The organism is Pseudooceanicola atlanticus (assembly GCF_000768315.1).
GTDB lineage: Bacteria > Pseudomonadota > Alphaproteobacteria > Rhodobacterales > Rhodobacteraceae > Pseudooceanicola > Pseudooceanicola atlanticus.
Genome location: NZ_AQQX01000002.1, coordinates 101,265 through 123,138 on the forward strand (window position 1 = coordinate 101,265; position 21,874 = coordinate 123,138).

Here is a 21,874-nt window from a genome sequence, read left to right on the forward strand (position 1 = left end):
GGCGCGCAAACTGCGCATGTCCCGCAAATCGCCGCCGAGGATTTCGGGAATCACTATCATCCCGCGCCCCCGCCGTTAGATTGGTCCGACACGATCCAAATCTGCCCGAGGTCCGCGCCCTGCCCCGCCTGCTTCCTGCCCTTGCCCTCCTGCTGCTGGCCGACCAGGCCATGGCGCAGGTCGTCACCTCGACCCGCAAGGTCATCACGACCCGCCAGGACAGTGCCGAAGCCAGCTTGGACGACCTGACGACGCCGGGCCGATGGTCGCTGTCGCATCGCTGGGTCGAAGATGAATACGCCCTGTCCTATGGCGCACTGATCGCCGATCACGACGAACGGCGCAGCTACCGGCTCTGCCGCAACGACAGCGTCTCGGGGGGCGCCGATCCGGCACCGCTGTCGGTCTATATCGACGACACCGTCCTCGCGGGCGCCCGGCCCTATGCGCTGGATGCAGGGTCCTGCCTCGTCACCACCGCAGAGCGCATCGCGCTGCGCTATGACAGCCCCGTCCCGCCGCTGAGCGCCCCGCTGGAGGGCACGTTCACGGAAATCGACCCGCTGACCATGACCTCCTACGGGCTGGAACGGATCAGCCGCTGGGTCATGACCTGGGAAGACAGCGGCGCGCCCCTGCACGACGTGGTGCTGGTGAACGACCTGCCCGGCCGCTACCAGTTCTGCATCCGCGGCGGCTCTCCAAGCGCCGACGCGCGGCGCCAGCCCGCGGTGACCGTGTCGCTGCGCGTCGACGGTGCAAGACTGCGCGCCTTCGACCAGCCCGTCACCTATGCCGCGCAGACCTGCACCAATATCGACGGCGCCACGATCTCGGTCGAGATCGCGGGCGCGGCGGGCGGCCTCAGCTATTTCAGCCTGAGCGGAGAGCTGTTCCGCCGCACGATGGACTACGACCCGGAGTGATCCCGGCCAAGCCCCGCCGCGCCGACCCTGGCAGCACCAAAAAAGGGCGCCCCGGCCAGACCGAAGCGCCCTTTCTTGTCAGCCCCGGAAGCCCTCAGAATTCCGGCTTGCGCCCTGCCATGTTGGCCGACACGATTTCGATCTGGTGCGCGCCGCCGATCAGCTTGGCCTGTTCGACGCTTTCCGCCATCAGCACGTCCGCCTCGCTCGCACCGCTTTCCGCGGTCGCGATCAGCGCCTTGGCCAGCCGCGTGGCCGACGGCGACTTGTCGGCAATCGCCGTCACGATCTCCAGCGCGCGGGCCTGCGGGTCTTCGGCGATCTCGGTGACAAAGCCCCAGTCGACGCCCTTTTCCGCCGGCACCGGTTCCGCGGTGTAGGTCATCAGGCGGATCACGTCGGACCGCATCAGCTTGGGCATCAGGACCATGCCGCCCATATCGGGGATCAGGCCCCACTTGGCCTCCATCACCGCGAATTTCGTGCCCGGCGCAGCGATACGCACATCCGCGCCCAGGGCCAGCTGGAACCCCGCGCCAAAGGCCACGCCCTGCACGGCGGCGATCACCGGCACCGGTACGTCGCGCCAGACCGTGGCCACGCGCTGCATCAGGTTCGATGCGCCGTGGGTCCGGGCCACGATCCGGTCGGTCTGGTCCCCGCCCGAGGCATGTTTGCCAAACGACGCCACATCGAGCCCGGCGCAGAACCCCTTGCCGGCGCCCGACAGCAGCACGGCGCGGATATCCTCGTTGCCGATCAGCGCCTCGCCGGCATCGACGATGGCCTGCGCCATGTCGGGATCGACGGCATTCATCTTGTCCGCCCGCGTCAGCGTCACATGGGCGACGTGGTCCCTGATTTCCGTGGTCACTCTGGCCATGGCTATACCTCCCTCAACCTGGTTGGCGCCACTCTGCCCCCTCCCACCCGGAGAGGCCAGCCCGACGTTGCGGCGAGTTTGTCGCTGCGCTGCCGCATACGCCACGCTTGCCCGAACGACCCCGATCGGGCTATGCGCGCCGGAAACAGCGGCTCGTCGCGCCTGCAGAGAAGGATATGCCATGCCCCCGCGCCTGACCAAACTGGCAGACAGCCTGCCGGCCACCGTGCCCTTCATCGGCCCCGAAACCCTGGAACGGGATCGCGGCACGGCCTTCCGGGCAAGGCTCGGCGCGAACGAGAACATCTTCGGCCCCAGCCCCCAGGCCCTGCAGGCCATGCGCGAGGCGGATGCGGAGATCTGGAAATACGGCGACGCACCCAGCCACGACCTACGCCACGCACTGGCAGCGCATCATGGCGTCGGGTTCGACAATATCGTGATCGGCGAAGGCATCGACGGGCTGCTGGGCTACGTCACCCGCCTGATGGTCGAGCCGGGCGATACCGTCGTCACCTCGGCCGGGGCCTACCCCACCTTCAACTACCACGTGAACGGCTACGGGGGGACGCTTTCCATGGTGCCCTATGCGGATGACAAGGAGGACCTGCCCTCCCTTATCGCCCGCGCCAACGAAACGGATGCCAAGCTTGTCTACATCGCCAATCCCGACAACCCGATGGGCAGCTACTGGACCGGTGCGGAGATTGCGGCGGCGCTGGACGACCTGTCCGATGGCTGCCTGCTGGTGCTGGACGAGGCCTATTTCGAAACCGCCCCGCTGGACGCCACCCTGCCCCTGCCGGTGGAGGATCCGCGGGTCATCCGCCTGCGCACCTTCTCCAAGGCCTATGGCATGGCGGGCGCGCGGATCGGCTATGCGATCGGGGCCGCGCCGATCATCAACGCCTTCGAGAAGATCCGGCATCATTTCGGCATGAACCGCTCCGCCCAGGCGGGCGCGCTGGCAGCGTTGCAGGATCAGCAGCACCTCGCCTGGGTGATCGACGCCGTTGCCGCCGCCAGGGACGAGATCGGCCGCATCGCCCGCGACAACGGCCTGACACCGCTGCCCTCGGCTACCAATTTCGTGACCGTGGACCTGGGCGCCGATGGCGACCTGTCCCGCGCGCTGGTGGCCAGCCTGGCCAAGCAGGGCGTCTTCATCCGCATGCCCTTCGTCGCCCCGCAGGACCGCTGCGTGCGGATCTCCTGCGGGCGGCCCGAAGACCTGGCCGTGCTGGAAAAGGTCCTGCCCTCCGCCCTGGCAGAGGCCCGCGCAAGCCTGGCCTGATCAGATTTTGCGGTGATTTGCCGTCGGGATGCGCTACATTTCCTGCCATATAGCAGGACCTGAGACAGATGAACGGAGATCACCGCCCCCGCGCCCCCGATTACACCGTGGCCGCCCTGGTCATGGGGTTCGTGAACCTGCTGTGGATTTTCGGCGTGATCTGGTCGCTCTACGGATTGCCCGCGGTGATGGCCGCAGGCTGGCTTCTGAACATTGGCATCGACCGCCTCCGCCCCCGTGACTGAAGCCGCCGCCTGATCCAAAGGCGCGCCTGCGGCGCACACGATCTGATTTTGCTCACGCCGCAAGGGCGCTCAAGGGCGCTGCCCTTGAGAATCCCGGAGTATTTAACGCAAGGTGAAAAAGGGGCGCTGGTCCCCTGCTTCATCTTGCCAAAAATATTCCGGGGTAGCGCCCAAAGCGCAGCTTTGGGCGCCAGGGGCAGAGCCCCTTTCCGACCTATCCGGCGGCGATGACCTCGGCCGCGGCGCTCAGCGCGTTCGGGCCGTGATGGACGCCGATCGCCTGCATCCCGGCTTCCAGCGTGCCCAGCATGCCCAGCACCATATGCGCGTTCAGGTGGCCCATATGGCCGATCCGGAAGAACCCGTCGCCATTGGGGTCCTCCTTCGTCGCCATGCCGAGGCCCAGGCCCAGCGTCACGCCGGCATTGTCCGCCACCCAGCGGCGCAGGGCGGCGCCGTTGCGTTCGCCCAGGCCAAGCGCCGTCACCGCGTGGGACCGCAGCGTCCGGTTGGCGACGTTCATCCGCAGGGCCCCGTTATCCTCGCCCCAGGCCTCGCAGGCCGCCCAGATCGCGCGGGACAGGGTGACATGGCGCGCCCAGACGGTTTCGATCCCCTCGTCATGCAGGATGTCCAGCGCCGCCCGCAGACCGAAGAGGTGGTGGGTGGGCGCCGTGCCGCCGAAGAAATTGTAGAAGAATTCCGGGTTGATGCGCGGCGTCCAGTCCCAGTAGCGCGACACGCGGGGCACGGCCTTGCGCGCCTCTTCCGCCTTTGCGTTGACGAAGACGAAGGACAGGCCCGGCGGCACCATCAGACCCTTCTGCGACCCGGTCACGGCGATGTCCACGCCCCAGGCGTCCATCTCGAATTCCTCGCAGGCCATCGAGGCGATGCAATCGGCCATCAGCAGAGCCGGGTGGCCCGCCGCGTCCAGCGCCGCCCGCAGCGGGCGCGGATCGTTCAGCAGCGAGGTCGCGGTGTCGACATGGCTGAAAAGCACCGCCTTGTAGCCATGGCCGGTATCGGCGCGCAGCGCCTCTTCCAGACGGGCGGCGTCGATGCCCTCCTTGGTGCCGAAATCCAGCTTGGTGACGTCCAGTCCCAGACCTTCGGCCATGTCGGCCCAGCCATGGCCGAACCGGCCGGTGACACAGACCAGCACCTTGTCGCCGGTGCTGGCGATATTGGCCAGGGACGCCTCCCAGGCGCCGTGGCCATTGGCGATGTAGATCGCGACCTTGCCCTCGGTCCGGGCGACCCGTTTCAGGTCGGGCACCATGCCCTGCACCATCGCCACGATGTCACCTTCGTAGATGTTGGGCGCGGGCTGGTGCATCGCCTGCAGCACCGCATCGGGCATGACGGAGGGACCGGGAATGGCAAGGTAGGGACGGCCGGCGGCAAGGGGCATGGGACACCTGTCAGAATTTACGCCGCGCAAGTGTTAGCGGAGCCTCCGGCGGCGTCAATCGCTGCGGCGCGACCGGGCTGCGGCATTTGCGGCGACCGGCTTTGCAAAGTTGCAGGCCTCACTTCGCAAACCTGACCGTCCCGACGTCGCGCCCCGCCTTGCTTGCCACAGCCACGGCGACACCCTAAATGGGGGGACCGGACCGATCCGGACGTGAAAGGCCAGCAGTGACAGGCCAGTTTCGAAAGGCCAGAACCGCATGAATCCGATCGCACGGATACAGCAATGGGAAAAGGCGCTCCGGGCTTCGTACAACGTGGCGCCGACCACGCCGGAAAACCGCCGACGCGCCAATATCTACAACCTGTGGTTCGACCATGCGATCCTGCGCAAGGTCTGGACCAATTTCTTCCAGGTCGCCCCCGGCGTCTACCGGTCCAATCACCCAGATCACGCGCGGTTCGCAAAGCTCAAGCAGATGGGCATCAAGTCGGTGCTGAACCTGCGCGGCGCGGGCGGATCGGCGCATTACCTGACCGAAAAGGCCAGCTGCGAAGAGCTTGGACTGACCCTGGTCGATTGCAATCTTCAGGCCCGCAACGCCGCCTCGCGCGAACATATCCTGGGCGTGATCGACGCCTTTCGCACCATCGAGAAACCCTTCGTGATGCATTGCAAATCGGGCGCCGACCGCGCCGGGTTCGCCTCGGCCATGTACCTCATGGTGATCGAAGGCCGCCCGGTCGAAGAGGCCCGCAAGATGCTGGGTGCGAAATACGTGCATTTCAAATGGACCAAGACCGGGGTGCTGGACCATACTCTGGATGTCTACGCCGCCCGCCATGCCGAAACCGGCATCGGATTCGAAGACTGGATCCGCACCGAATACGACCCGGCCGTCATCCAGGACGGCTTCAACCGGAAACGGAGCAGGTCTTGACCCAACCCGATCCCAACGCCCCCAAGGACACAAAGGCCACCGGCGACAAACCGTCCGACGCGAGCAAAGCCGGTACGTCCGCCACCAATGGCGCCCCCAACGGCGCTCCCCCGGTCGGGCCTAACCCCGGCCCCGCCACCGCCGCCGCGCTGAGCGGCGCGGAACAGACCGCGCCGATTGCCGCCGACAGCCGCGGGCTGTTGCTGTGGCTCTGGCGCGGGTACCTGCACCAGTACAAATGGCCGATGCTGGCGGCGCTGCTGCTGATGTCGGTCGAAGGCTCGATGCTCGGCGCGCTCAGCTGGATCATGCGCCCGATGTTCGACGAGGTCTTCATCTCGGGCAACACCCAGGCGCTTGGCTGGGTCGGCGCCGCGATCCTGGGGATCTTCCTGGGCCGCGCCTTCGCCTCGATGGGGCAGAAGGTGCTGCTGGCGCGGATTTCCCAGCTCTCCTCGGCGCGGCTGCGCAAGGACCTGCTGGCGCGGATGATGCGGCAGGACGGGCTGTTCCATCAGACCCATCCGCCCGGCTACCTGATCCAGCGGATCCAGGGGGATGTGGGCGCCGTCAACGATGTCTGGAACGCCGTGCTGACCGGCGCGGGCCGCGACGCGGTGGCGCTGGTGATCCTGTCCATCGTCGCCCTGTCGGTCGACTGGCTGTGGACCGTGATCGCCCTGATCGGCGCCCCTCTGATGGTGCTGCCCGCCATCCTCGTGCAGCGCTTCGTGCGCAGCCGCGCCCGCGAGGTCCGCGACCTGGGCGCCAAGCTGGCCGTGCGGCTGGACGAGATCTTTCACGGCATTGTCCCGGTCAAGCTGAACCGGCTGGAGGCCTACCAGTCCCAACGCTATGGCGAGGCGACCGATGACCTCGTCTCCGCCTCGGTCAAGGTGACCGCCGGCACCGCCGCGATCCCCGGCCTGATCGACATCATGGCCGGTCTCGGGTTTCTCGGCGTGCTGGTCTATGGCGGCGGAGAGATCATCTCGGGCGAGAAGACGGTGGGCGAGTTCATGTCCTTCTTCACCGCCATCGGCCTGGCCTTCGAACCGCTGCGCCGGCTGGGCGCGGTGTCGGGCGTCTGGCAGGTCGCCGCCTCCGCGCTGGAACGCCTGCGCGAGCTGATGGAGACCCAACCGACCCTCGTTTCCCCGTCCAAGCCCGTGGCCCCGCCGACCGGCGTGCCCGGCATCACCCTGCGCGACGTGGAACTCAGCTATGGCGAGACCAAGGTGTTGCATGGGCTCAGCTTCACCGCCGAGCCGGGCAAGACCACGGCGCTGGTCGGGGCCTCCGGTGCGGGCAAGTCGACCGTGTTCAACCTCGTCTCCCGCCTGGTCGCGCCACAATCCGGCACGATCGAGATCGGCGGCGTCGGGGTCGATACGATGCGGCTCGAGGATCTGCGCGGGCTGCTCTCGGTCGTGTCCCAGGATGCCGCGCTCTTCGACGAAACCCTGCGGGAAAACATCCTGCTGGGCCGTACCGATGTCAGCGAGGACCACCTGCAGGAGGTGCTCGAGGCCGCCCATGTCGCCGACTTCCTGCCCAAGCTGCCCAAGGGGCTCGACAGTCCCGTCGGCCCGCGCGGCTCCAGCCTGTCGGGAGGTCAGCGCCAGCGCGTCGCCATCGCCCGCGCCCTGCTGCGCGACACCCCGATCCTGCTGCTGGACGAGGCGACCTCGGCCCTCGACGCGGAATCGGAAAAGGTGGTGCAGAACGCCCTCGACAGGCTGTCGCATGGGCGCACGGTGATCGTGATCGCGCACCGCCTGTCCACCGTGCGCGACGCCGACAAGATCGTGGTCATGGATCGCGGCCGTGCCGTGGACGAAGGCCCGCACGAGGAATTGCTGGCCCGCGACGGGCTTTATGCCCGGCTGCACGACCTGCAATTCAAGACCGACGGGATGACGGCCGATAAGATCGCGCTAGCGCGTGCGGGTCGGCTCCGGCCAGATAGCGCAGCAGGCACCACAGGTTCCGACGCCCTCGCCAGAACCAGCCTTCGGCAACGTATCTGGCGGCGCTTGTTCGGGCGGTGACCGGCAGCGCCACCAGCTGGCCCCGCAGCCGCCGGGCCAGCGCCACGTCCTCCATCAGCGGGATGTCGGGATAGCCCCCTACACCCTCGTACAACTCGGCCCGGATCAGCAGCCCCTGGTCGCCATAAGGCAGCCCCGCCAGCCGCGCCCGTAGGTTGGCCCAGCCCGCGACCCAGGCCGCGCGCCATCCGCCCCGGTCGAAAGCCAGCCGGAAATACCCCGCCCGCCCGTCACCCTGCGCCAGATGTTCGCCCACGGCCTCGGCCCAGCCCGGCGCCAGCTGCGTATCGGCGTGCAGGATCAGCAGCCAGGGCGCCTGCGCCGCCGCCACCCCGCGCCGCAACTGCCCGCCGCGGGAGGCAGCGCCCTCGACCCAGATCGCGCCGATCGCATCGGCCACCGCCCGCGTCCCGTCGCCAGACCCGCCATCGCTGACGATGACCTCGCGGATCAGGCCGGCCTCCAGCCCCTCCATCAGCGCCGCCGCGCAGCCCGGTAGCGCGGCCTGCGCATCGAGGGTCGGGATGACGATGGAGAGAGGAGCGCGCATGGTCACCTTTCATGGCCCGGCGAGAATGTTATATGTCAGCCAATATCCATGCGGGCAGAGGCAGACCATGACAAGTGAAAAGACCAACCGCACGATCCTGCGTATCACCGGCGGCGATGCCACGGATTTCCTGCAGAACCTTGTAACCAACGACATCTCACGGCTGGGCGACGGCCCCGTCTACGCGGCCCTGCTGACGCCTCAAGGCAAGCTGCTGGCCGATTTCATCCTCGCCGCCGATCCCGCCGATCCGGCGGCGATCCTGCTGGACGTGTCCGACGCCTTCGCCCCCGGCCTGCTGCAACGGCTGAAGATGTACAAGCTGCGCGCCGACGTACAGATCGAAGAGACGGAGCTTCAGGTGAAACGCGGCACCGGCCCCGCCCCCGAAGGCGCCGTGGACGACCCGCGCCACCCCGCGCTTGGCTGGCGCCTCTACGGGACCGAGGGTGGCGATGACGGCACCGATTGGGACGCCCTGCGCGTCACCCATGCGATCCCGGAAAGCGGGGTGGAGCTGACGCCCGACACCTATATCCTCGAGGTCGGGTTCGAACGGCTGAACGGCGTGGATTTCCGCAAGGGCTGCTATGTCGGGCAGGAGGTCACGGCGCGGATGAAGCACAAGACCGAATTGCGCAAGGGCCTGATCCCCGTCGCCATCAGCGGAACCGCTGATCCGGGGACCGAGGTCGAGCGCAATGGCAAAGCCATCGGCACGCTCTATACCAGCGCCGGCGACCGCGCCCTCGCCTATCTTCGCTTCGACCGGATGGGAGAGGACATGCAGGCCGGCCCCGCAACGCTGTCTCCCTTGCCCTGAAAGCGGAGCCAGCCCGAGCGTGGGCATCGGAGCGCACGGCGTTTCGCCCAACCCCCACGGGGTTGGCAGGGCGCGCTAATCCTCGCCTCTTGACCCGGTCGCACGACTGGCGATCCTGTGCGCATGGATGATACCACGCTCGACCAGGCCCTCACCCGCGCCCTCGGGGCACAGGTCCAGGCCCGGACACCGCTGCATGGCGGAGACCTGTCGGATGTCACCCGGCTGGACCTGTCCGACGGGCGGCGTGTCGTGCTCAAGACCGGCCCGGTCGCAGGGGTCGAGGCGCGAATGCTGGACGCCCTTCAGGCCGCAGGCGCGCCGGTGCCGCAGGTCCTGTGGGCCACCGACACGGCCTTCGTGATGACCTACCTGCCCACGGCCCCGGCCACGCCGACCCATTGGCAGGCCCTTGGCCACGCATTGCGCGCCCTGCACGACCATCGCCCCGAAGACGCGCCCTATGGCTGGCCCGAAGATTACGCATTCGGCGCCGTGACGATACCCGCCGCCCCGATCTCTGCCAGGCGCGAAGGGACATGGCCCGATTTCTGGGCCGAGGCGCGGCTGGCCGCCGACCTCTCCGCCCTGCCCGCGGATATCGCCCGCCGGATCGAGGCGCTCTGCCCCCGCCTGCCAGACATGCTGCCCCGCGATCCTGGCCCCGGCCTGCTTCATGGGGATCTCTGGCAGGGGAACCTGCATTTCGGCCCGGACGGCGCGGCGCATCTGATCGACCCGGCCTGTTGTCACGGCGATGGCGAGGTCGACCTCGCCATGCTGCACCTCTTCGGCCAGCCCGGCCCCGGCTTCAACGCGGCCTATGGCCCCCTCGCGCCCGGCTGGCAGACGCGGCGCCCCCTCTACCAGCTCTGGCCGGCCCTGGTGCATCTGCGCCTCTTCGGGTCGGGCTATCGTGGTTTGGTGGAGCGGCTGCTGACCGCTAGCGGCGCCTGATCTTCACCTGAATAAGGCGTTTCGCGAGACACCTGGAAAGCCTCCTTTTTTCCGAGCCAGGCGCGCTGCATCCAGTCTATAAGCACCCAGAATTTTCCGGCAGCAGTTCGAAGCAGACAAGTCCGCAATGTCACAAACGCGTGGGGCGGCGCTGGCAGGCCGCCTGTGCTATTGCGCGGGACCAAACATGAACATATCATGAACATATGCCCGGATTATCCCTTTCCCAGAAGCTCGCGATCCTGTCCGATGCCGCCAAATACGATGCCTCCTGCGCGTCGTCGGGGGGCGAGCGGCGGGATTCGCGGGATGGCAAGGGGCTGGGATCATCCGGCGGGTCGGGGATCTGCCATGCCTATGCGCCGGACGGGCGCTGCATCAGCCTGCTCAAGATCCTGATGACGAATTTCTGCATCTTCGATTGCGCCTATTGCGTGAACCGGGTGTCGAGCCAGGTGGACCGCGCGCGATTCTCGGTCGAGGAGGTCGTCAAGCTGACGATCGAATTCTACCGGCGCAATTACATCGAGGGGCTGTTCCTGTCCTCGGGCATCATCCGGTCGCCGGATGACACGATGGCCGACATGGTGCGTATCGCCCGCACCCTGCGCGAGCAGGAGAACTTTCGCGGCTATATCCACCTCAAGACCATCCCCGATGCCGCGCCCGAACTGATCGAGGAGGCGGGCAAATGGGCCGATCGCCTGTCGATCAACATCGAGATGCCGACCGAAACCGGACTGGCCAGGCTGGCCCCGGAAAAGGACGCCAAGGGCATTCGCAAGGCGATGGGCGAGGTCCGGCTGCGCCGCGAAGCCTCGCGCGAGGTGACCTATCGCGGCAAGCGCAAGGCGCGTTTCGCGCCGGCGGGGCAATCGACGCAGGTGATCGTTGGCGCGGACGGGGCCGATGACAAGGCGATCCTGTCGCAATCCTCGAACCTCTACGCCAATTACGCGCTGTCCCGGGTCTATTACTCGGCCTTTTCGCCGATCCCGGATTCGTCGAAGGCCCTGCCGCTGATCCGTCCGCCGCTGCTGCGCGAACATCGGCTGTACCAGGCGGATTGGCTGCTGCGGTTCTACGGGTTCGACGTGAGCGAAGTGGCGTCCAAGGGCATGCTCGACCTGGATGTCGACCCCAAGCTGGCCTGGGCGCTGGACCATCGCGGCGCCTTTCCCGTCGACGTGAACCGGGCCGCGAAGGAAATGCTGCTGCGCGTGCCCGGTTTCGGGACCAAGACGGTGGGGCGGTTGCTGGCGGCACGGCGGCACCGGACCCTGCGTTACGAGGATCTCAAGGCCATGGGCGCGGTGATGAAACATGCCGCGCCCTTCATCACCGCCGCCGGCTGGTCGCCCCGGGGACTGACCGATGCCGAGGCCCTGCGCGCGCGCTTCGCCCCGCCGCCCGAACAGCTGAGCCTGTTCTGATGCGCGAGGTCGTCCTGCCCGAGGTCGGAAGAGTCGCCGCCTGGCGGAAAGAGGCGCGGGCGCTGGCCAGTCAAGGGATCCGGGCCGAGGATGTCGTCTGGCGCGTGGGCGCGGCGACGGGCGACCTGTTCGCCGGGGCTGCCCCGACCCCCGGCCCCAGGCGCGAGATCAGGGTATCGCGCAAGGCGCTGTCGACCATCGAAAGCGCGCTGCATCATTCCGATCCGGAACGCTTCGCCCGCGCCTATGCCGCCGTGCTGCGCCTGTCGGACCGGCAGGTCACCTGGGGCGACCGCTCCGATCCGATGATCCGGCGCATCCTGGCCGACGCCAAGGCGGTGGGGCGCGACGTTCACAAGATGCATGCCTTCGTGCGGTTCCGTGAACTGCCCTCGGACGGGGCGCGGCGGGCCTTTGGCGCGTGGTTCGAACCCGAACATCCGATTGTCGAGGCCGCGACCCCGTTCTTTGCCAAGCGGTTCGGCGACATGGACTGGGTGATCGCGACGCCGACGCTGACCGCGCGGTTCACGGAGGCGGGGCTGAGCTTTTCACCCACCCCGCCCGACCAGCGCCCGCCCGAGGACGCGACAGAGGAATTGTGGCGCACCTATTACGCCTCGATCTTCAACCCGGCGCGGCTGATGGTCGGGGCGATGCAATCCGAGATGCCCAAGAAATACTGGAAGAACCTGCCGGAGGCCGCGCTGATCCCGGACCTGATCCGGGACGCACCGCGCCGCGCCGCCGAGATGCAGGCGGCCATGCCCACCGAACCGCCCGCGCGCCGGGCGATGGTGGCGCGGGCCATGGCGCGGCGCGAGGCCGTGGCGCCCCTGCCCGGATCGCTGGACGATCTGCGCGCGCAGGCGGCGGGCTGCACACGTTGTCCGTTGCACGGACCGGCGACGCAGGTCGTGTTTGGCGAAGGGCCGGTCGATTCGGATCTGATGATCGTCGGCGAGCAGCCCGGGGATCAGGAGGATCTGGCTGGGCGTCCCTTTGTCGGCCCTGCCGGTGCGGTTTTTGATGCCGAAGCCAATGCTGCAGGTCTCGACCGGTCGCGGGTCTACGTGACCAATGCGGTCAAGCATTTCAAATTCACCGCGCGGGGCAAGCGGCGCATCCACCAGCGCCCCGATGCCGGGGAGGTCGAACATTGCCGATGGTGGCTGGACCTGGAACGCCAGATGGTGGCCCCGAGGCTGATTGTTGCCATGGGGGCCACGGCCTGTGCGTCGCTGACCGGGTCGGGGGCGGGGCTGCTGAAACGGCGCGGCGGGATCGAGGCGGCAGCGGATGGCACGCCGGTCCTGGTGACGATCCACCCCTCCTACATCCTGCGGGTGCCGGATCCGACCGCACAGGCGGAGGCGCGGGCGCAGTTGCGCAGTGACCTGGTGGCGGCGCGGGATTGGCTGGCGGCGCAGGCGCGCATGTGAACAGTCAGACGCGCGGGCAACCCGCACGCTGTTATCGTGTTCGGAAAGCATGCGCTCCGGAAGAAAGCCAAGGCATTTCGCCAAATCTATGCCGTCACGTTCCTGCTAAACGCGAATGGGTGCTGCGCCCCTGCTTCATCTTGCCGGAAATACTCCGGGGTAGACGTCAAGGCGCAGCCTTGGCGGCAGGGGCAGAGCCCCTATGCCACCGCCGAACGCTTACGCGCGTTCGGAATATTCCATGGTCTCGGTGTTCACGACGATATCCTCGTCCTGGCCCACGAAGGGCGGCACCATGACCTTCACGCCGTTGTCCAGAATGGCGGGCTTGAAGCTGTTGGCGGCGGTCTGGCCTTTGACGACCGGCTCCGTCTCGACGATCTTGCAGGTCACCTTCTGGGGCACGGTCGCGTTCAGCGCTTCGGATTCGTAGAATTCGACCACGATGGTCATGCCGTCCTGCAGGAACGGGCGGCGATCGCCCAGAAGCTCTGCCGGAAGCTCGACCTGTTCGTAGGTCTCGGTGTCCATGAAGACGAGCATCCCGTCGGTTTCATAGAGGAATTGCTGGTCCTTCTGCTCGAGCCGCACGCGTTCCACCTTGTCCGCGGACCGGAAGCGTTCGTTCAGCTTGGAGCCGTTGCGCAGGTTGCGCATCTCGACCTGGGCGAAGGCGCCCCCCTTGCCGGGTTTGACGTGATCGACCTTCACCGCGGCCCAGAGGCCACCGTTATGTTCCAGCACGTTGCCGGGCCGGATTTCGTTACCGTTGATCTTGGGCATGCTGATTTCCGCCTATAGAGGTTGATCGCTTTCAGCCCGGTCCTATATCTGGACCTCTCGGTGCTGACAAGGTATCGGGTTCGCGGGGATGTCCATTGCGGTAGGTATGCGGTGAGAGCATGACAGGGTTGCAAAGGTTGCCGACCCGAATCGTCTCATTTTCGCCATAAACGGCGGCACGCCCTAAATCGCAAGAGCAATAACAAAGGTCGAAACATGAAAGATTTCGTTGACGGCACGGCATTCAACAACGAACAGGGCAACCGCTCCCGCAAGCTCTTCGCAGCTGTGGTTCTGGCGGCTCTGGACGATGCCATCGCCGATGACAAGAAATACGGAAACGGTCCGGAACAGATTGCACGTTGGGCTCGCTCTCGCGATGGCCGCGAAGTGCTGAGCTGTGCCGGCATCGATCCGAACGAACGCGTGGTTTCGGGGCTGATGGAATTCGTGTCTCGGGGTGTCCGCACCTCGGTTGCGCTGTCGCGCGAGGAAAGCGAACGCCGTCATGCCGCAGAGCAGGCCGACGCCGCCTGACCTCTGTCCGATCCACGGTAAAAAAACGCGCCTTTCGGGGCGCGTTTTTTTGTGCTCAATTCCGCGCGCAACGTTCGGTGGATGGCAAGGAACGCAACACCCCATGGCACGCGCGATCATGATCCAGGGCACCGGTTCCAACGTGGGCAAGTCGATGCTGGTGGCGGGGCTGGCCCGCGCTTTCCGGGATCGCGGATTGCGGGTCGCGCCGTTCAAGCCGCAGAACATGTCCAACAACGCCGCTGTCACCGAAGATGGCGGAGAGATCGGCCGCGCCCAGGCGCTGCAGGCCCGGGCCGCGCGCATCGCGCCGCGCATCGACATGAACCCCGTATTGCTGAAACCCGAGACGGATACGGGCGCCCAGGTCATCGTGCAGGGGCAGCGTTTCGCCACCCTGTCGGCCCGCGATTATGCCCGCGAGAAGCCCAAGCTGATGTCGGCAATCGTCCAAAGTTTCCAACGTCTTGGCGCGGATCACGACCTGATCGTCGTCGAAGGCGCGGGCAGCCCGGCAGAAGTCAACCTGCGGGCGGGCGACCTGGCCAATATGGGCTTTGCCGAGGCCGCCGGCGTGCCGGTGATCCTGGTCGGCGATATCGACCGCGGCGGGGTCATCGCGCAGATCGTCGGCACCCAGGCGGTGCTGTCGGATGCCGACGCCGCCCGGATCCGCGGCTTTGCGGTAAACCGGTTCCGGGGCGATCCGACCCTGTTCGACGATGGCATGACGCGGATCGCGGAACAGACCGGCTGGGCCTCTCTGGGGTTGGTGCCCTGGTTCCACGACGCGTGGAAATTGCCGGCCGAAGACGTGCTCGACCTGTCCTCGGGGCCGGAGCGCGGCGGGATCAAGGTGGCAGTGCCGCGGCTAAACCGGATCGCCAATTTCGACGACCTCGATCCGCTGACATCCGAGCCGGGGCTGGAGGTCCAGATTATCGAGGCCGGGCAGCCGCTGCCCGGGGATGCGACGCTGGTTCTGATCCCTGGCTCCAAGGCGACGATCGCGGATCTGGAGCATTTCCGCGCCCAGGGATGGGATATCGACCTGGCGGCGCATGTGCGGCGCGGCGGGCATGTGCTGGGGCTCTGTGGTGGTTACCAGATGCTGGGCGACTGGATCGACGACCCCGACGGGATCGAGGGTCGGCCGGGGCGGCATCCGGGGCTGGGCCTGCTGCGGATCGAAACGGTGATGAAGCCTGGCAAACGCGTCCGGCTGAGCGCGGCGCATCACGTCGAAACCGGCGAGGCGGTGACGGGCTACGAGATCCACCTCGGCCATACGACCGGGCCGGATTGCGACCGCGCCTGGCTGCGCATCGGCGACCGGCCCGAAGGGGCGGCCAGCGCGGATGGTCGGGTGCGGGGCTGCTACCTGCACGGGCTCTACGGCGCGGACGGGTTCCGCCGCGCGGACCTCGCCCGCATGGGCGCGCAGTCGGGGATCAGCTATGAGGCCAGCGTCGAGGAGACGCTGGACAAGCTGGCGGCGCATGTCGCGCAACACCTTGATCTGGATCGTATTCTGGAGCTTGCAGAACCGGTGGCCTGACGCGGCCGCCCGGTTTCTATCGTGGCTTAGACGATGTCGCGGGCCGACAGGGCGCGGTGGATTTCGCGGCGCACCAGCTTGCGGACATTGCGGGTGATGCGTTCGCCGAGGGCGCCCTGCAATTCCTGGCGGACGATTTCGGCGACCATGTCGCGCAGCATGTCCTCGTCCAGCAGGGTCGGATCATCGGCGCTGAGCGCGGCCTGATCGTCGGCATAGGGTTCGGCGCTGTAGCTGCGGCTGGCCGGGCGGGCCGGCTCTTCCTCGGGCAGGTCGTCTTCCCATTCCGCGGCCTCTTCGGCGGTCGGCTGCGGTGCGACGGTTTCGACCGCGCGGGGGCCGGCGGTGACCGGTTCGGGTTCGGACGCGGCGAGTTCGGGCTCCTCGTCCTCTTCCTCGACGAGGTAGGCATCGCGGCGGGCATCGGCGCCGCCCAGCTCCATTTCGGAACGGATCGAGTCAAAGTCGAAATTCAGCTCTGCTCCGTCGAACTCTGCCGTGGCAATGTCTTCTTCGGCCGGCTCGGGCTCGGCCGAAAAATCTTCGCTCTCATCCTCTTCGGCGAAGTGATCTTCCCACGGGACGGAGCTGCTTTCCGGTTCCGGTGCGGCGTCGCTGTCTTCGTCAACGTCCGGCTCCCATTCCCCACCGGAGGAGGACACGGCCTCTTCGACATCGGCGATGCGCTGCTTGAGCGACGACACGCCCGACCGGCGCAGGAAGGTCGGGATCACGTCGGATTCCGCTTCCTCTTCGGGATCGGCTTCAGCCTTGGTCTTGGCGGTCGTTTGCGGTGCAACCTCGGGGATGAAGCTGGCCTTGATCTTCTCGGGTTCGATGCTGGCAGTGTCATCGTCCTCGGCAACCTCGGGGGCCTTGGCCTCCGGGGTTTCGGGCGCGTCGTCTTCTGCACTGACCTCCGGATCGGGAGCGACGGCGGCGACGCGCTGCATCAGGTTCATGACCTCGGCCTCGCATTGCGGGTCATCCTCGGCCTCGGCATGGACGAAATCGGCTTCGTCCTCAATGGTTTCGGGTTCCTCCACCTCGGGCTCTTCAGTGGTGGGCGGCGTCACGCGCAGCGATTGCGTCAGGATCAGGCGGTCATCGGCGGGCTTCGCCTCTGGCTCAGGCGCGGGGTCAGGAACCACGCTGGCGGGACGGGCGGGCGCACGATTCGTCGCACTTCCGTCCCGTGTCTGGGCCCGGACCTCTTCGGATACAAGTTTTCGGATTGAAGACAGGACGTCCTCGATCTGCACGTTGGTTACAGAATCTGCCATCTCATTCCAGCCGATCTCGCCTCCGCCATAGGGTACAGCGAACCGCGATTTTTCACAATGGATGCAAAGGTTTTTAGTCTTTTCCGATCCGACGCAGCACACGATCAAGGCTCTTGCCCTGTTCGCTGAGCCCTGCCGGCGCATCCTTGATCATGTTGTAATAGCCTGCCGGGTCGTAGATTCTGACCTTGAGGTTCAGCTTCTGAGCGGTGAGTTCTCCCATCGCTGACAGCAGGGTATAGCCTGCCGCGATTTCGTCAACCTGCGCCGAAATCAAATTCGCGCGCGCGTCGAGCAATTCCTGTTCCGCGTTCAGCACGTCCAACGTGGTGCGTGCGCCCAGCGTCGCCTCTTCGCGCGTGCCGCGGAAGGCCAGTTGTGCGGCGCGGACCTGCTGGTCGCTGGCCTGTGCGCTGGCCCGTTGCACCTGAAGCGCAGAGATTGCGATGCCGACATTCTGCCGGATCGTGTGGCTGACCACGTGCAGGTTGGACCGGGCCGCGTCGCGGTTGTTCATCGCCTGCCGCTGGAGCGAGCTAAGCCGGCCACCGGCATAGATCGTCTGGTTCGCGGACAGCCCAATGGAGCCACCGAAATTGTTGGCCCGCGAGCCGAAATTCTCGGTGTGGCCGACACGGCCGGTCAGGCTGAGCGTCGGCGACAGGGCGGCGTCGGCCAGCATCACGCGCAGATCGGCGACGGTGGCCTCTTTCTGGGCCTGCAGCATGTCCGGATGCTGGCGCAGGGCCACCGCCAGAGCCGCATCCGCGGTACCGGGCAGGCGCGGAAGGCCACCGGCGGGGGACAGGCGGCCGGGCTTGTGACCGACAGCAGCGATATATTCCAGATTGGCCTGGGCGAGCTGCCCCTGTGCGGCGGCAAGGCCGGACCGGGCGGCGGCAAGGCGTGCTTCGGCCAGGGCCACGTCGGTGCGGGTCACCTCACCGACTTCGAACCGGTCACGCGCGGCGCGCAGTTCCTGGGTGATGAGGCGCACGTTGTTCTGGCGCAGAGCCAGGAATTCCGAGGCGCGACGCACCTCGAGATAGGCATTGGCGGCGCGCAGCAGCACCTGCTGTTCCAGCGACAGCAGCGCCTGACGGGTGGAAAGCACGGATTCCTTGGCGATCTCGACACCAAGCTGCGACTGGCCGCCATCGTATACGACCAATTGCGCCGAAAGGCTGAGCGAGGCGGAGGTGCCGGAGTTCGAGACGGCGACGAAATTGGAGGCCGCAGTCTTGGAATTGCTGAAGGTGTGGGTCAGTTCAGACCCCCAGGACACGATCGGGCGCAGCTGGGACAGCGCCTGGGCCACGCCTTCGTCGGCGGCACGCAGCAGGGCGCGGTTCTGTTCCAGAAGGCCGGAATGTTCGTAGGCCGAAGCCAGCGCATCGGCCAAGGTTTCCGCCCGGGCCTGTTGCGGTGCGGCCGCCAGACCAGCCACAAGGGCCAGGCTTGCGATCGTCGGTGCCAGAAGTCGTCGTGCTGCCCTGATCATTGTTGTCCTGCGCCCCTCAGCCTGTCTGTTCTTTTGCTTTTGTTAGAGTGCGAATGCCTGCTGCTTTTCGAAGCCCGGCAGAACCGGTGCCCCCGCATTGAAGGCAAAACGCCAGTTGATCTGTCCGTCGATGCAATAGCCTATCCGGACCGTGCCCAGGCGCCCCTCGACAAAGAGCACGGCGATCCGGCCGCCGTTCTTCAATTGCTCGGTGATGCCGTCGGGCAGGTCCTCGACCGCGCCTTCGATCAGGATCACGTCATAGGGGCCGTGCTGCGGCGCGCCTTCGGTCAGGACGCCCTTTTCCAACACGACATTGTCAGCGCCGATATCGCTCAACGGGCCCTGCGCGTCCGCCAGAAGCGACTCGTCTTCCTCTATGGCGATCACGGCCTCGGCAAGGCGCGACATGACGGCGGCGGAATATCCGGTGCCCGCACCGATATCGAGAACCAGCTCATCGGGCTGAATGTCCAGCGCGTCCAGTGCCTTGGCCAGCGTCCGGGGTTCCAGCAACACGCGGTCGCCACCCAGATCGACGTTTTCGCCAAGATAGGCGGCTTCTTTCTTTTCGGCCGGCACGAATATCTCGCGCGGGACCGCCAGCATGGCTTCGATGATCGGGAACTTCGTGACATCGGAGGGTCGGATCTGCGCATCGACCATCATGGTACGGCGGGCGGCGAAATCGGGCATACTGCACTCGTTCGTTCGGACTCTGTCTTGTGCGTTCTGCCACATTACCGCGAGACCGGCAACGGCTGGTAAAGGCGCAGCGAAAAAGGCGGGCGCTTGTGCCTCCCAAGGGTCACACCATCTGTCGTCCGGCAAAGGCGCGATGACCAGCTGAAACAGCCCGGAAAAAGCCATTTTGCGGGATCACGGGACCAAAAGGTCAGAAATGCCTGACGTTAGGGAATAGAATTGATCTGCTATACCATGTCCACGAGTCGACATTTTTGCACCCGACGCCTTTGCATCAAAGGAGCCCCGACATGCGGCATTTCATCCAACGCCTTCTGGCCCCTATGGCCCTGACATTCCTGGCCCTCACCGCCACCCTCGCGCCAGCACAGGCGCAGGACACCAAACAGAACGTGATCCTCGTCCTCGACGCTTCCGGCAGCATGTGGGGGCAAATCGACGGTGTCTCCAAGATCGAGATCGCCCGGGAACAGATCGCCGGAATGCTGGACGGCTGGGACGCCGAGCAATCGCTGGGCCTCATGGCCTATGGGCACCGCTCCAAGGGCGATTGCGCCGATATCGAAATGGTCCTGCCGCCGGGCAAGCTGGATGCCGCGGCCTTCCAAAGCGCCGTCAACAAGATCAGCCCAAAGGGCAAGACGCCCCTGTCGGATGCCGTACGCCAGGCCGCCGAACAGCTGAAATATACCGAGGAAGCCGCAACGGTCGTGCTGCTGTCCGACGGGCTTGAGAATTGCGAGGCCGATCCCTGCGCCCTGGGGGCCGCACTGGAAGCGGACGGGGTGGATTTCACCGCGCATGTCATCGGCTTCGACATCTCCGAAGGTGAGGCCGGGCAGTTGTCCTGCCTGGCAGAAAACACCGGCGGCGAATTCTACCTGGCCGGCGATGCTGCGGCGCTGACCCAGTCGCTGCAACAGACCGTGCAAAGGATCGCGGAGCCTGCCCCGGCCCCCGAACCCACCCCCGTCGTCCAGCCCGAACCTGCCGAAGAGCCCGAACCCGCCGGACCGCAGGGCCTGCGCGGGCTGGCCAGGCTCTGTGCCGATTGCGATATCCTCGACCAGGACGTGTTCTGGCGGCTCTACGAGGCCGAGCAGGACATCAACGGCAAGCGGAAGGAGATCGCCCGCGACGGCAAGGCGCAGCCGATCTTCGAACTGGCCGCCGGCGAGTATTTCATCCAGGTCCAGTACGGCGCCGCCTTTGCCGGACAGGCCGTCACGATCGAACCCAACACCCTGACGGAGGCCACGCTGACCCTGAATGCCGGTCTCCTGCGCCTCGAGGCAGAGGCCTCTCCGGGCGGTACGGACCTCGAGGATTCCATGTTTTACTGGGTCTACGAGAACAAGACCGACCTGCAGGGCAACCGCGAAGAGGTGTCGCGCGACGGCAACGCCACGCCGCTCTTCCGCCTGCCGGCCGGGGAATATTACGTCACCGCCCGTCACGGTGCCGCCTACAAGTCCGAGGTGCTGATCGTGCTGCCCGGCGAGCTGACCGAGTTCACCTTCGACATGGACGTCGCCTACCTGCGCCTGAAGGCGGTCGCGACGGAGGGCGGAGAAGAGCTGACCGACAACCAGTTCTACTGGGTCTACGACGCGAAGATCGACCTGCAGGGCAATCGCACCGAAACTGCCCGCGACGGCAACGCGACCCCGCTTTTCCGGCTCAGCGCAGGCGATTACCATATCGTCGCCCGCCACGGCAGCGCCTATTCCACGCTGGATATCTCGCTCGAACCCGACACCCTGACGGATCGCGTGATGGACATGAACGTGGGCTACGTGCGGATGAAATCCGTCATGGCCGAGGGCGCTGCGCCGATCGCCGAAGACACGTTCTACTGGGTCTACGAGGCCAAGTCGGACCTACAGGGCAACCGCAAGGAAGTATCCCGTGAGGGTCGGGCCGAGCCGTTGTTCCGCCTGCCCGCCGGCGATTACCATGTCATCGCCCGCCACGGTGCCTCGCGTATCTCGCACGACCTGACGGTGGTCGCGGGCGAACTGCAGGACATCACGCTGGTCCAGAATTCCGCCCGGATCAAGGTGACCACCGCGCTTGAAGAAGGCGGCGCGCCCCTGACCGGTGACCTCTTCTACTGGGTGATGTCAGCCGACACGAACCTTGAGGGTGAACGGACCGAAATAACCCGCGACGGCGGCGCCTCTCCGCTGTTGACGCTGAAGGCCGACGACTACGTGATCCGCGTCCGCCACGCCGGCGAGACCTACGACTTCCCGATCTCCCTGACCCCGGGCGAGGAGAGCGAGGTCAACCTCGTGCTGAACTGACCGGCCCCCTCGCCTGACCCTGAGGCCGCCCCCTCCAACGGGGCGGCCGTGCCCCGTCCCATGGCAGAGGTGGCAGGCCTGTCACCCCCCTCTCCTGCCGCCCGGTCGCACCCTACGAATTGCCCTTGATCCACCGCCCCCGAAACCGTAAAAGCCCACCACCACAGGCGGCGAGTTGGCGGAGTGGTGACGCAGCGGATTGCAAATCCGTGTACACCGGTTCGATTCCGGTACTCGCCTCCA

The 21,874-nt window shown here is 66.5% G+C and carries 18 protein-coding genes, 1 tRNA gene and 1 pseudogene; 13 read left to right on the forward strand and 7 right to left on the reverse strand.

Annotated elements, in window-relative coordinates; translation table 11 throughout:
* Window positions 1-80 precede the first annotated feature (80 nt).
* Window positions 81-926 carry a hypothetical protein gene (locus ATO9_RS04630; RefSeq protein WP_043745974.1) on the forward strand — a complete coding sequence of 282 codons (846 nt, stop codon included), beginning with the start codon at window positions 81-83 and terminating at the stop codon, window positions 924-926.
* Window positions 927-1,020: 94 nt separating this feature from the next.
* Here ATO9_RS04630 and ATO9_RS04635 read toward each other — a convergent pair whose 3' ends face one another.
* Complete coding sequence (locus tag ATO9_RS04635; protein ID WP_043745977.1) at window positions 1,021-1,809, reverse strand: crotonase/enoyl-CoA hydratase family protein; 789 nt, start codon at window positions 1,807-1,809, stop codon at window positions 1,021-1,023.
* A 181-nt stretch (window positions 1,810-1,990) separates the two neighbouring features.
* Here ATO9_RS04635 and ATO9_RS04640 point away from each other — a divergent pair, with 181 nt between their 5' ends.
* Together ATO9_RS04640 and ATO9_RS24530 are read left to right on the forward strand one after the other, a co-directional pair.
* The gene (locus ATO9_RS04640; protein ID WP_043745980.1) at window positions 1,991-3,103 is read left to right on the forward strand and encodes a pyridoxal phosphate-dependent aminotransferase; all 1,113 of its coding nucleotides are present in this window, start codon (window positions 1,991-1,993) and stop codon (window positions 3,101-3,103) included.
* Window positions 3,104-3,171: 68 nt separating this feature from the next.
* Window positions 3,172-3,348 carry a hypothetical protein gene (locus ATO9_RS24530; protein ID WP_202902108.1) on the forward strand — a complete coding sequence of 59 codons (177 nt, stop codon included), beginning with the start codon at window positions 3,172-3,174 and terminating at the stop codon, window positions 3,346-3,348.
* A 214-nt stretch (window positions 3,349-3,562) separates the two neighbouring features.
* On the opposite strand, the gene ATO9_RS04645 is transcribed toward ATO9_RS24530, so the two are convergent.
* Window positions 3,563-4,762 carry a pyridoxal-phosphate-dependent aminotransferase family protein gene (locus tag ATO9_RS04645; RefSeq protein ID WP_043745989.1) on the reverse strand — a complete coding sequence of 400 codons (1,200 nt, stop codon included), beginning with the start codon at window positions 4,760-4,762 and terminating at the stop codon, window positions 3,563-3,565.
* Window positions 4,763-5,021: 259 nt separating this feature from the next.
* Here ATO9_RS04645 and ATO9_RS04650 point away from each other — a divergent pair, with 259 nt between their 5' ends.
* Window positions 5,022-5,702, forward strand: coding sequence for a tyrosine-protein phosphatase (locus ATO9_RS04650; protein ID WP_043745991.1), 681 nt, complete (start codon window positions 5,022-5,024; stop codon window positions 5,700-5,702).
* 149 nt (window positions 5,703-5,851) lie between these two features.
* The gene (locus tag ATO9_RS04655; protein WP_052418165.1) at window positions 5,852-7,753 is read left to right on the forward strand and encodes an ABC transporter ATP-binding protein; all 1,902 of its coding nucleotides are present in this window, start codon (window positions 5,852-5,854) and stop codon (window positions 7,751-7,753) included.
* Here the strand turns inward: ATO9_RS04655 and ATO9_RS23835 are convergent.
* Window positions 7,689-8,303 (reverse strand): annotated as a pseudogene (locus tag ATO9_RS23835) (glycosyltransferase); the annotation flags it as partial. The gene ATO9_RS04655 and the pseudogene ATO9_RS23835 sit on opposite strands and share 65 nt — an antisense overlap.
* A gap of 67 nt (window positions 8,304-8,370) precedes the next feature.
* Here ATO9_RS23835 and ygfZ point away from each other — a divergent pair.
* The 4 genes from ygfZ to ATO9_RS04680 all read left to right on the forward strand — a co-directional run bounded on the left by ygfZ (window position 8,371) and on the right by ATO9_RS04680 (window position 12,958).
* The gene (ygfZ, locus tag ATO9_RS04665) at window positions 8,371-9,126 is read left to right on the forward strand and encodes a CAF17-like 4Fe-4S cluster assembly/insertion protein YgfZ (RefSeq protein WP_043745994.1); all 756 of its coding nucleotides are present in this window, start codon (window positions 8,371-8,373) and stop codon (window positions 9,124-9,126) included.
* Between the two features lie 123 nt (window positions 9,127-9,249).
* Window positions 9,250-10,083 carry a fructosamine kinase family protein gene (locus ATO9_RS04670; RefSeq protein WP_043745996.1) on the forward strand — a complete coding sequence of 278 codons (834 nt, stop codon included), beginning with the start codon at window positions 9,250-9,252 and terminating at the stop codon, window positions 10,081-10,083.
* 206 nt (window positions 10,084-10,289) lie between these two features.
* Entirely contained in the window at window positions 10,290-11,516 is a 1,227-nt protein-coding gene (locus ATO9_RS04675) for a putative DNA modification/repair radical SAM protein (RefSeq protein WP_043745998.1), read from the forward strand.
* Window positions 11,516-12,958, forward strand: coding sequence for a UdgX family uracil-DNA binding protein (locus tag ATO9_RS04680; protein WP_043746003.1), 1,443 nt, complete (start codon window positions 11,516-11,518; stop codon window positions 12,956-12,958). Before ATO9_RS04675 ends, ATO9_RS04680 begins: the two co-directional genes overlap by 1 nt.
* 219 nt (window positions 12,959-13,177) lie before the next feature.
* Here the strand turns inward: ATO9_RS04680 and efp are convergent, their stop codons facing one another.
* Window positions 13,178-13,741, reverse strand: a complete 564-nt coding sequence (efp, locus tag ATO9_RS04685; RefSeq protein ID WP_043746005.1) for an elongation factor P — start codon at window positions 13,739-13,741, stop codon at window positions 13,178-13,180.
* Between the two features lie 216 nt (window positions 13,742-13,957).
* On the opposite strand from efp, the gene ATO9_RS04690 reads away from it, so the two are divergent.
* Entirely contained in the window at window positions 13,958-14,278 is a 321-nt protein-coding gene (locus ATO9_RS04690) for a DUF6280 family protein (protein ID WP_009805987.1), read from the forward strand.
* A 103-nt stretch (window positions 14,279-14,381) separates the two neighbouring features.
* Entirely contained in the window at window positions 14,382-15,836 is a 1,455-nt protein-coding gene (locus ATO9_RS04695) for a cobyric acid synthase (RefSeq protein WP_043746010.1), read from the forward strand.
* 26 nt (window positions 15,837-15,862) lie between these two features.
* On the opposite strand, the gene ATO9_RS04700 is transcribed toward ATO9_RS04695, so the two are convergent.
* The 3 genes from ATO9_RS04700 to ATO9_RS04710 form a co-directional block, all read right to left on the reverse strand.
* Entirely contained in the window at window positions 15,863-17,119 is a 1,257-nt protein-coding gene (locus ATO9_RS04700; RefSeq protein WP_043746012.1) for a hypothetical protein, read from the reverse strand.
* 73 nt (window positions 17,120-17,192) lie between these two features.
* The gene (locus ATO9_RS04705; RefSeq protein ID WP_052418115.1) at window positions 17,193-18,620 is read right to left on the reverse strand and encodes a TolC family outer membrane protein; all 1,428 of its coding nucleotides are present in this window, start codon (window positions 18,618-18,620) and stop codon (window positions 17,193-17,195) included.
* A 42-nt stretch (window positions 18,621-18,662) separates the two neighbouring features.
* Complete coding sequence (locus tag ATO9_RS04710; protein ID WP_043746015.1) at window positions 18,663-19,316, reverse strand: protein-L-isoaspartate O-methyltransferase family protein; 654 nt, start codon at window positions 19,314-19,316, stop codon at window positions 18,663-18,665.
* Window positions 19,317-19,615: 299 nt separating this feature from the next.
* Here ATO9_RS04710 and ATO9_RS23405 point away from each other — a divergent pair, with 299 nt between their 5' ends.
* Window positions 19,616-21,631, forward strand: coding sequence for a vWA domain-containing protein (locus ATO9_RS23405; RefSeq protein ID WP_052418116.1), 2,016 nt, complete (start codon window positions 19,616-19,618; stop codon window positions 21,629-21,631).
* Between the two features lie 169 nt (window positions 21,632-21,800).
* Window positions 21,801-21,874: transfer RNA gene (locus ATO9_RS04720), tRNA-Cys, on the forward strand.

Bases quoted from the DNA above. Each gene is read 5' to 3' on its own strand.
- ATO9_RS04710 (WP_043746015.1), bottom strand. From the start codon at position 19,316: ATGCCCGATTTCGCCGCCCGCCGTACCATGATGGTCGATGCGCAGATC.
- ATO9_RS04695 (WP_043746010.1), top strand. From the start codon at position 14,382: ATGGCACGCGCGATCATGATCCAGGGCACCGGTTCCAACGTGGGCAAG.
- efp (WP_043746005.1), bottom strand. From the start codon at position 13,741: ATGCCCAAGATCAACGGTAACGAAATCCGGCCCGGCAACGTGCTGGAA.
- ATO9_RS04690 (WP_009805987.1), top strand. From the start codon at position 13,958: ATGAAAGATTTCGTTGACGGCACGGCATTCAACAACGAACAGGGCAAC.
- ATO9_RS04675 (WP_043745998.1), top strand. From the start codon at position 10,290: ATGCCCGGATTATCCCTTTCCCAGAAGCTCGCGATCCTGTCCGATGCC.
- ATO9_RS23405 (WP_052418116.1), top strand. From the start codon at position 19,616: ATGCGGCATTTCATCCAACGCCTTCTGGCCCCTATGGCCCTGACATTC.
- ATO9_RS04650 (WP_043745991.1), top strand. From the start codon at position 5,022: ATGAATCCGATCGCACGGATACAGCAATGGGAAAAGGCGCTCCGGGCT.
- ATO9_RS04670 (WP_043745996.1), top strand. From the start codon at position 9,250: ATGGATGATACCACGCTCGACCAGGCCCTCACCCGCGCCCTCGGGGCA.
- ATO9_RS04645 (WP_043745989.1), bottom strand. From the start codon at position 4,762: ATGCCCCTTGCCGCCGGCCGTCCCTACCTTGCCATTCCCGGTCCCTCC.
- ATO9_RS04700 (WP_043746012.1), bottom strand. From the start codon at position 17,119: ATGGCAGATTCTGTAACCAACGTGCAGATCGAGGACGTCCTGTCTTCA.
- ATO9_RS04635 (WP_043745977.1), bottom strand. From the start codon at position 1,809: ATGGCCAGAGTGACCACGGAAATCAGGGACCACGTCGCCCATGTGACG.
- ATO9_RS24530 (WP_202902108.1), top strand. From the start codon at position 3,172: ATGAACGGAGATCACCGCCCCCGCGCCCCCGATTACACCGTGGCCGCC.
- ATO9_RS04680 (WP_043746003.1), top strand. From the start codon at position 11,516: ATGCGCGAGGTCGTCCTGCCCGAGGTCGGAAGAGTCGCCGCCTGGCGG.
- ATO9_RS04705 (WP_052418115.1), bottom strand. From the start codon at position 18,620: ATGATCAGGGCAGCACGACGACTTCTGGCACCGACGATCGCAAGCCTG.
- ygfZ (WP_043745994.1), top strand. From the start codon at position 8,371: ATGACAAGTGAAAAGACCAACCGCACGATCCTGCGTATCACCGGCGGC.
- ATO9_RS04640 (WP_043745980.1), top strand. From the start codon at position 1,991: ATGCCCCCGCGCCTGACCAAACTGGCAGACAGCCTGCCGGCCACCGTG.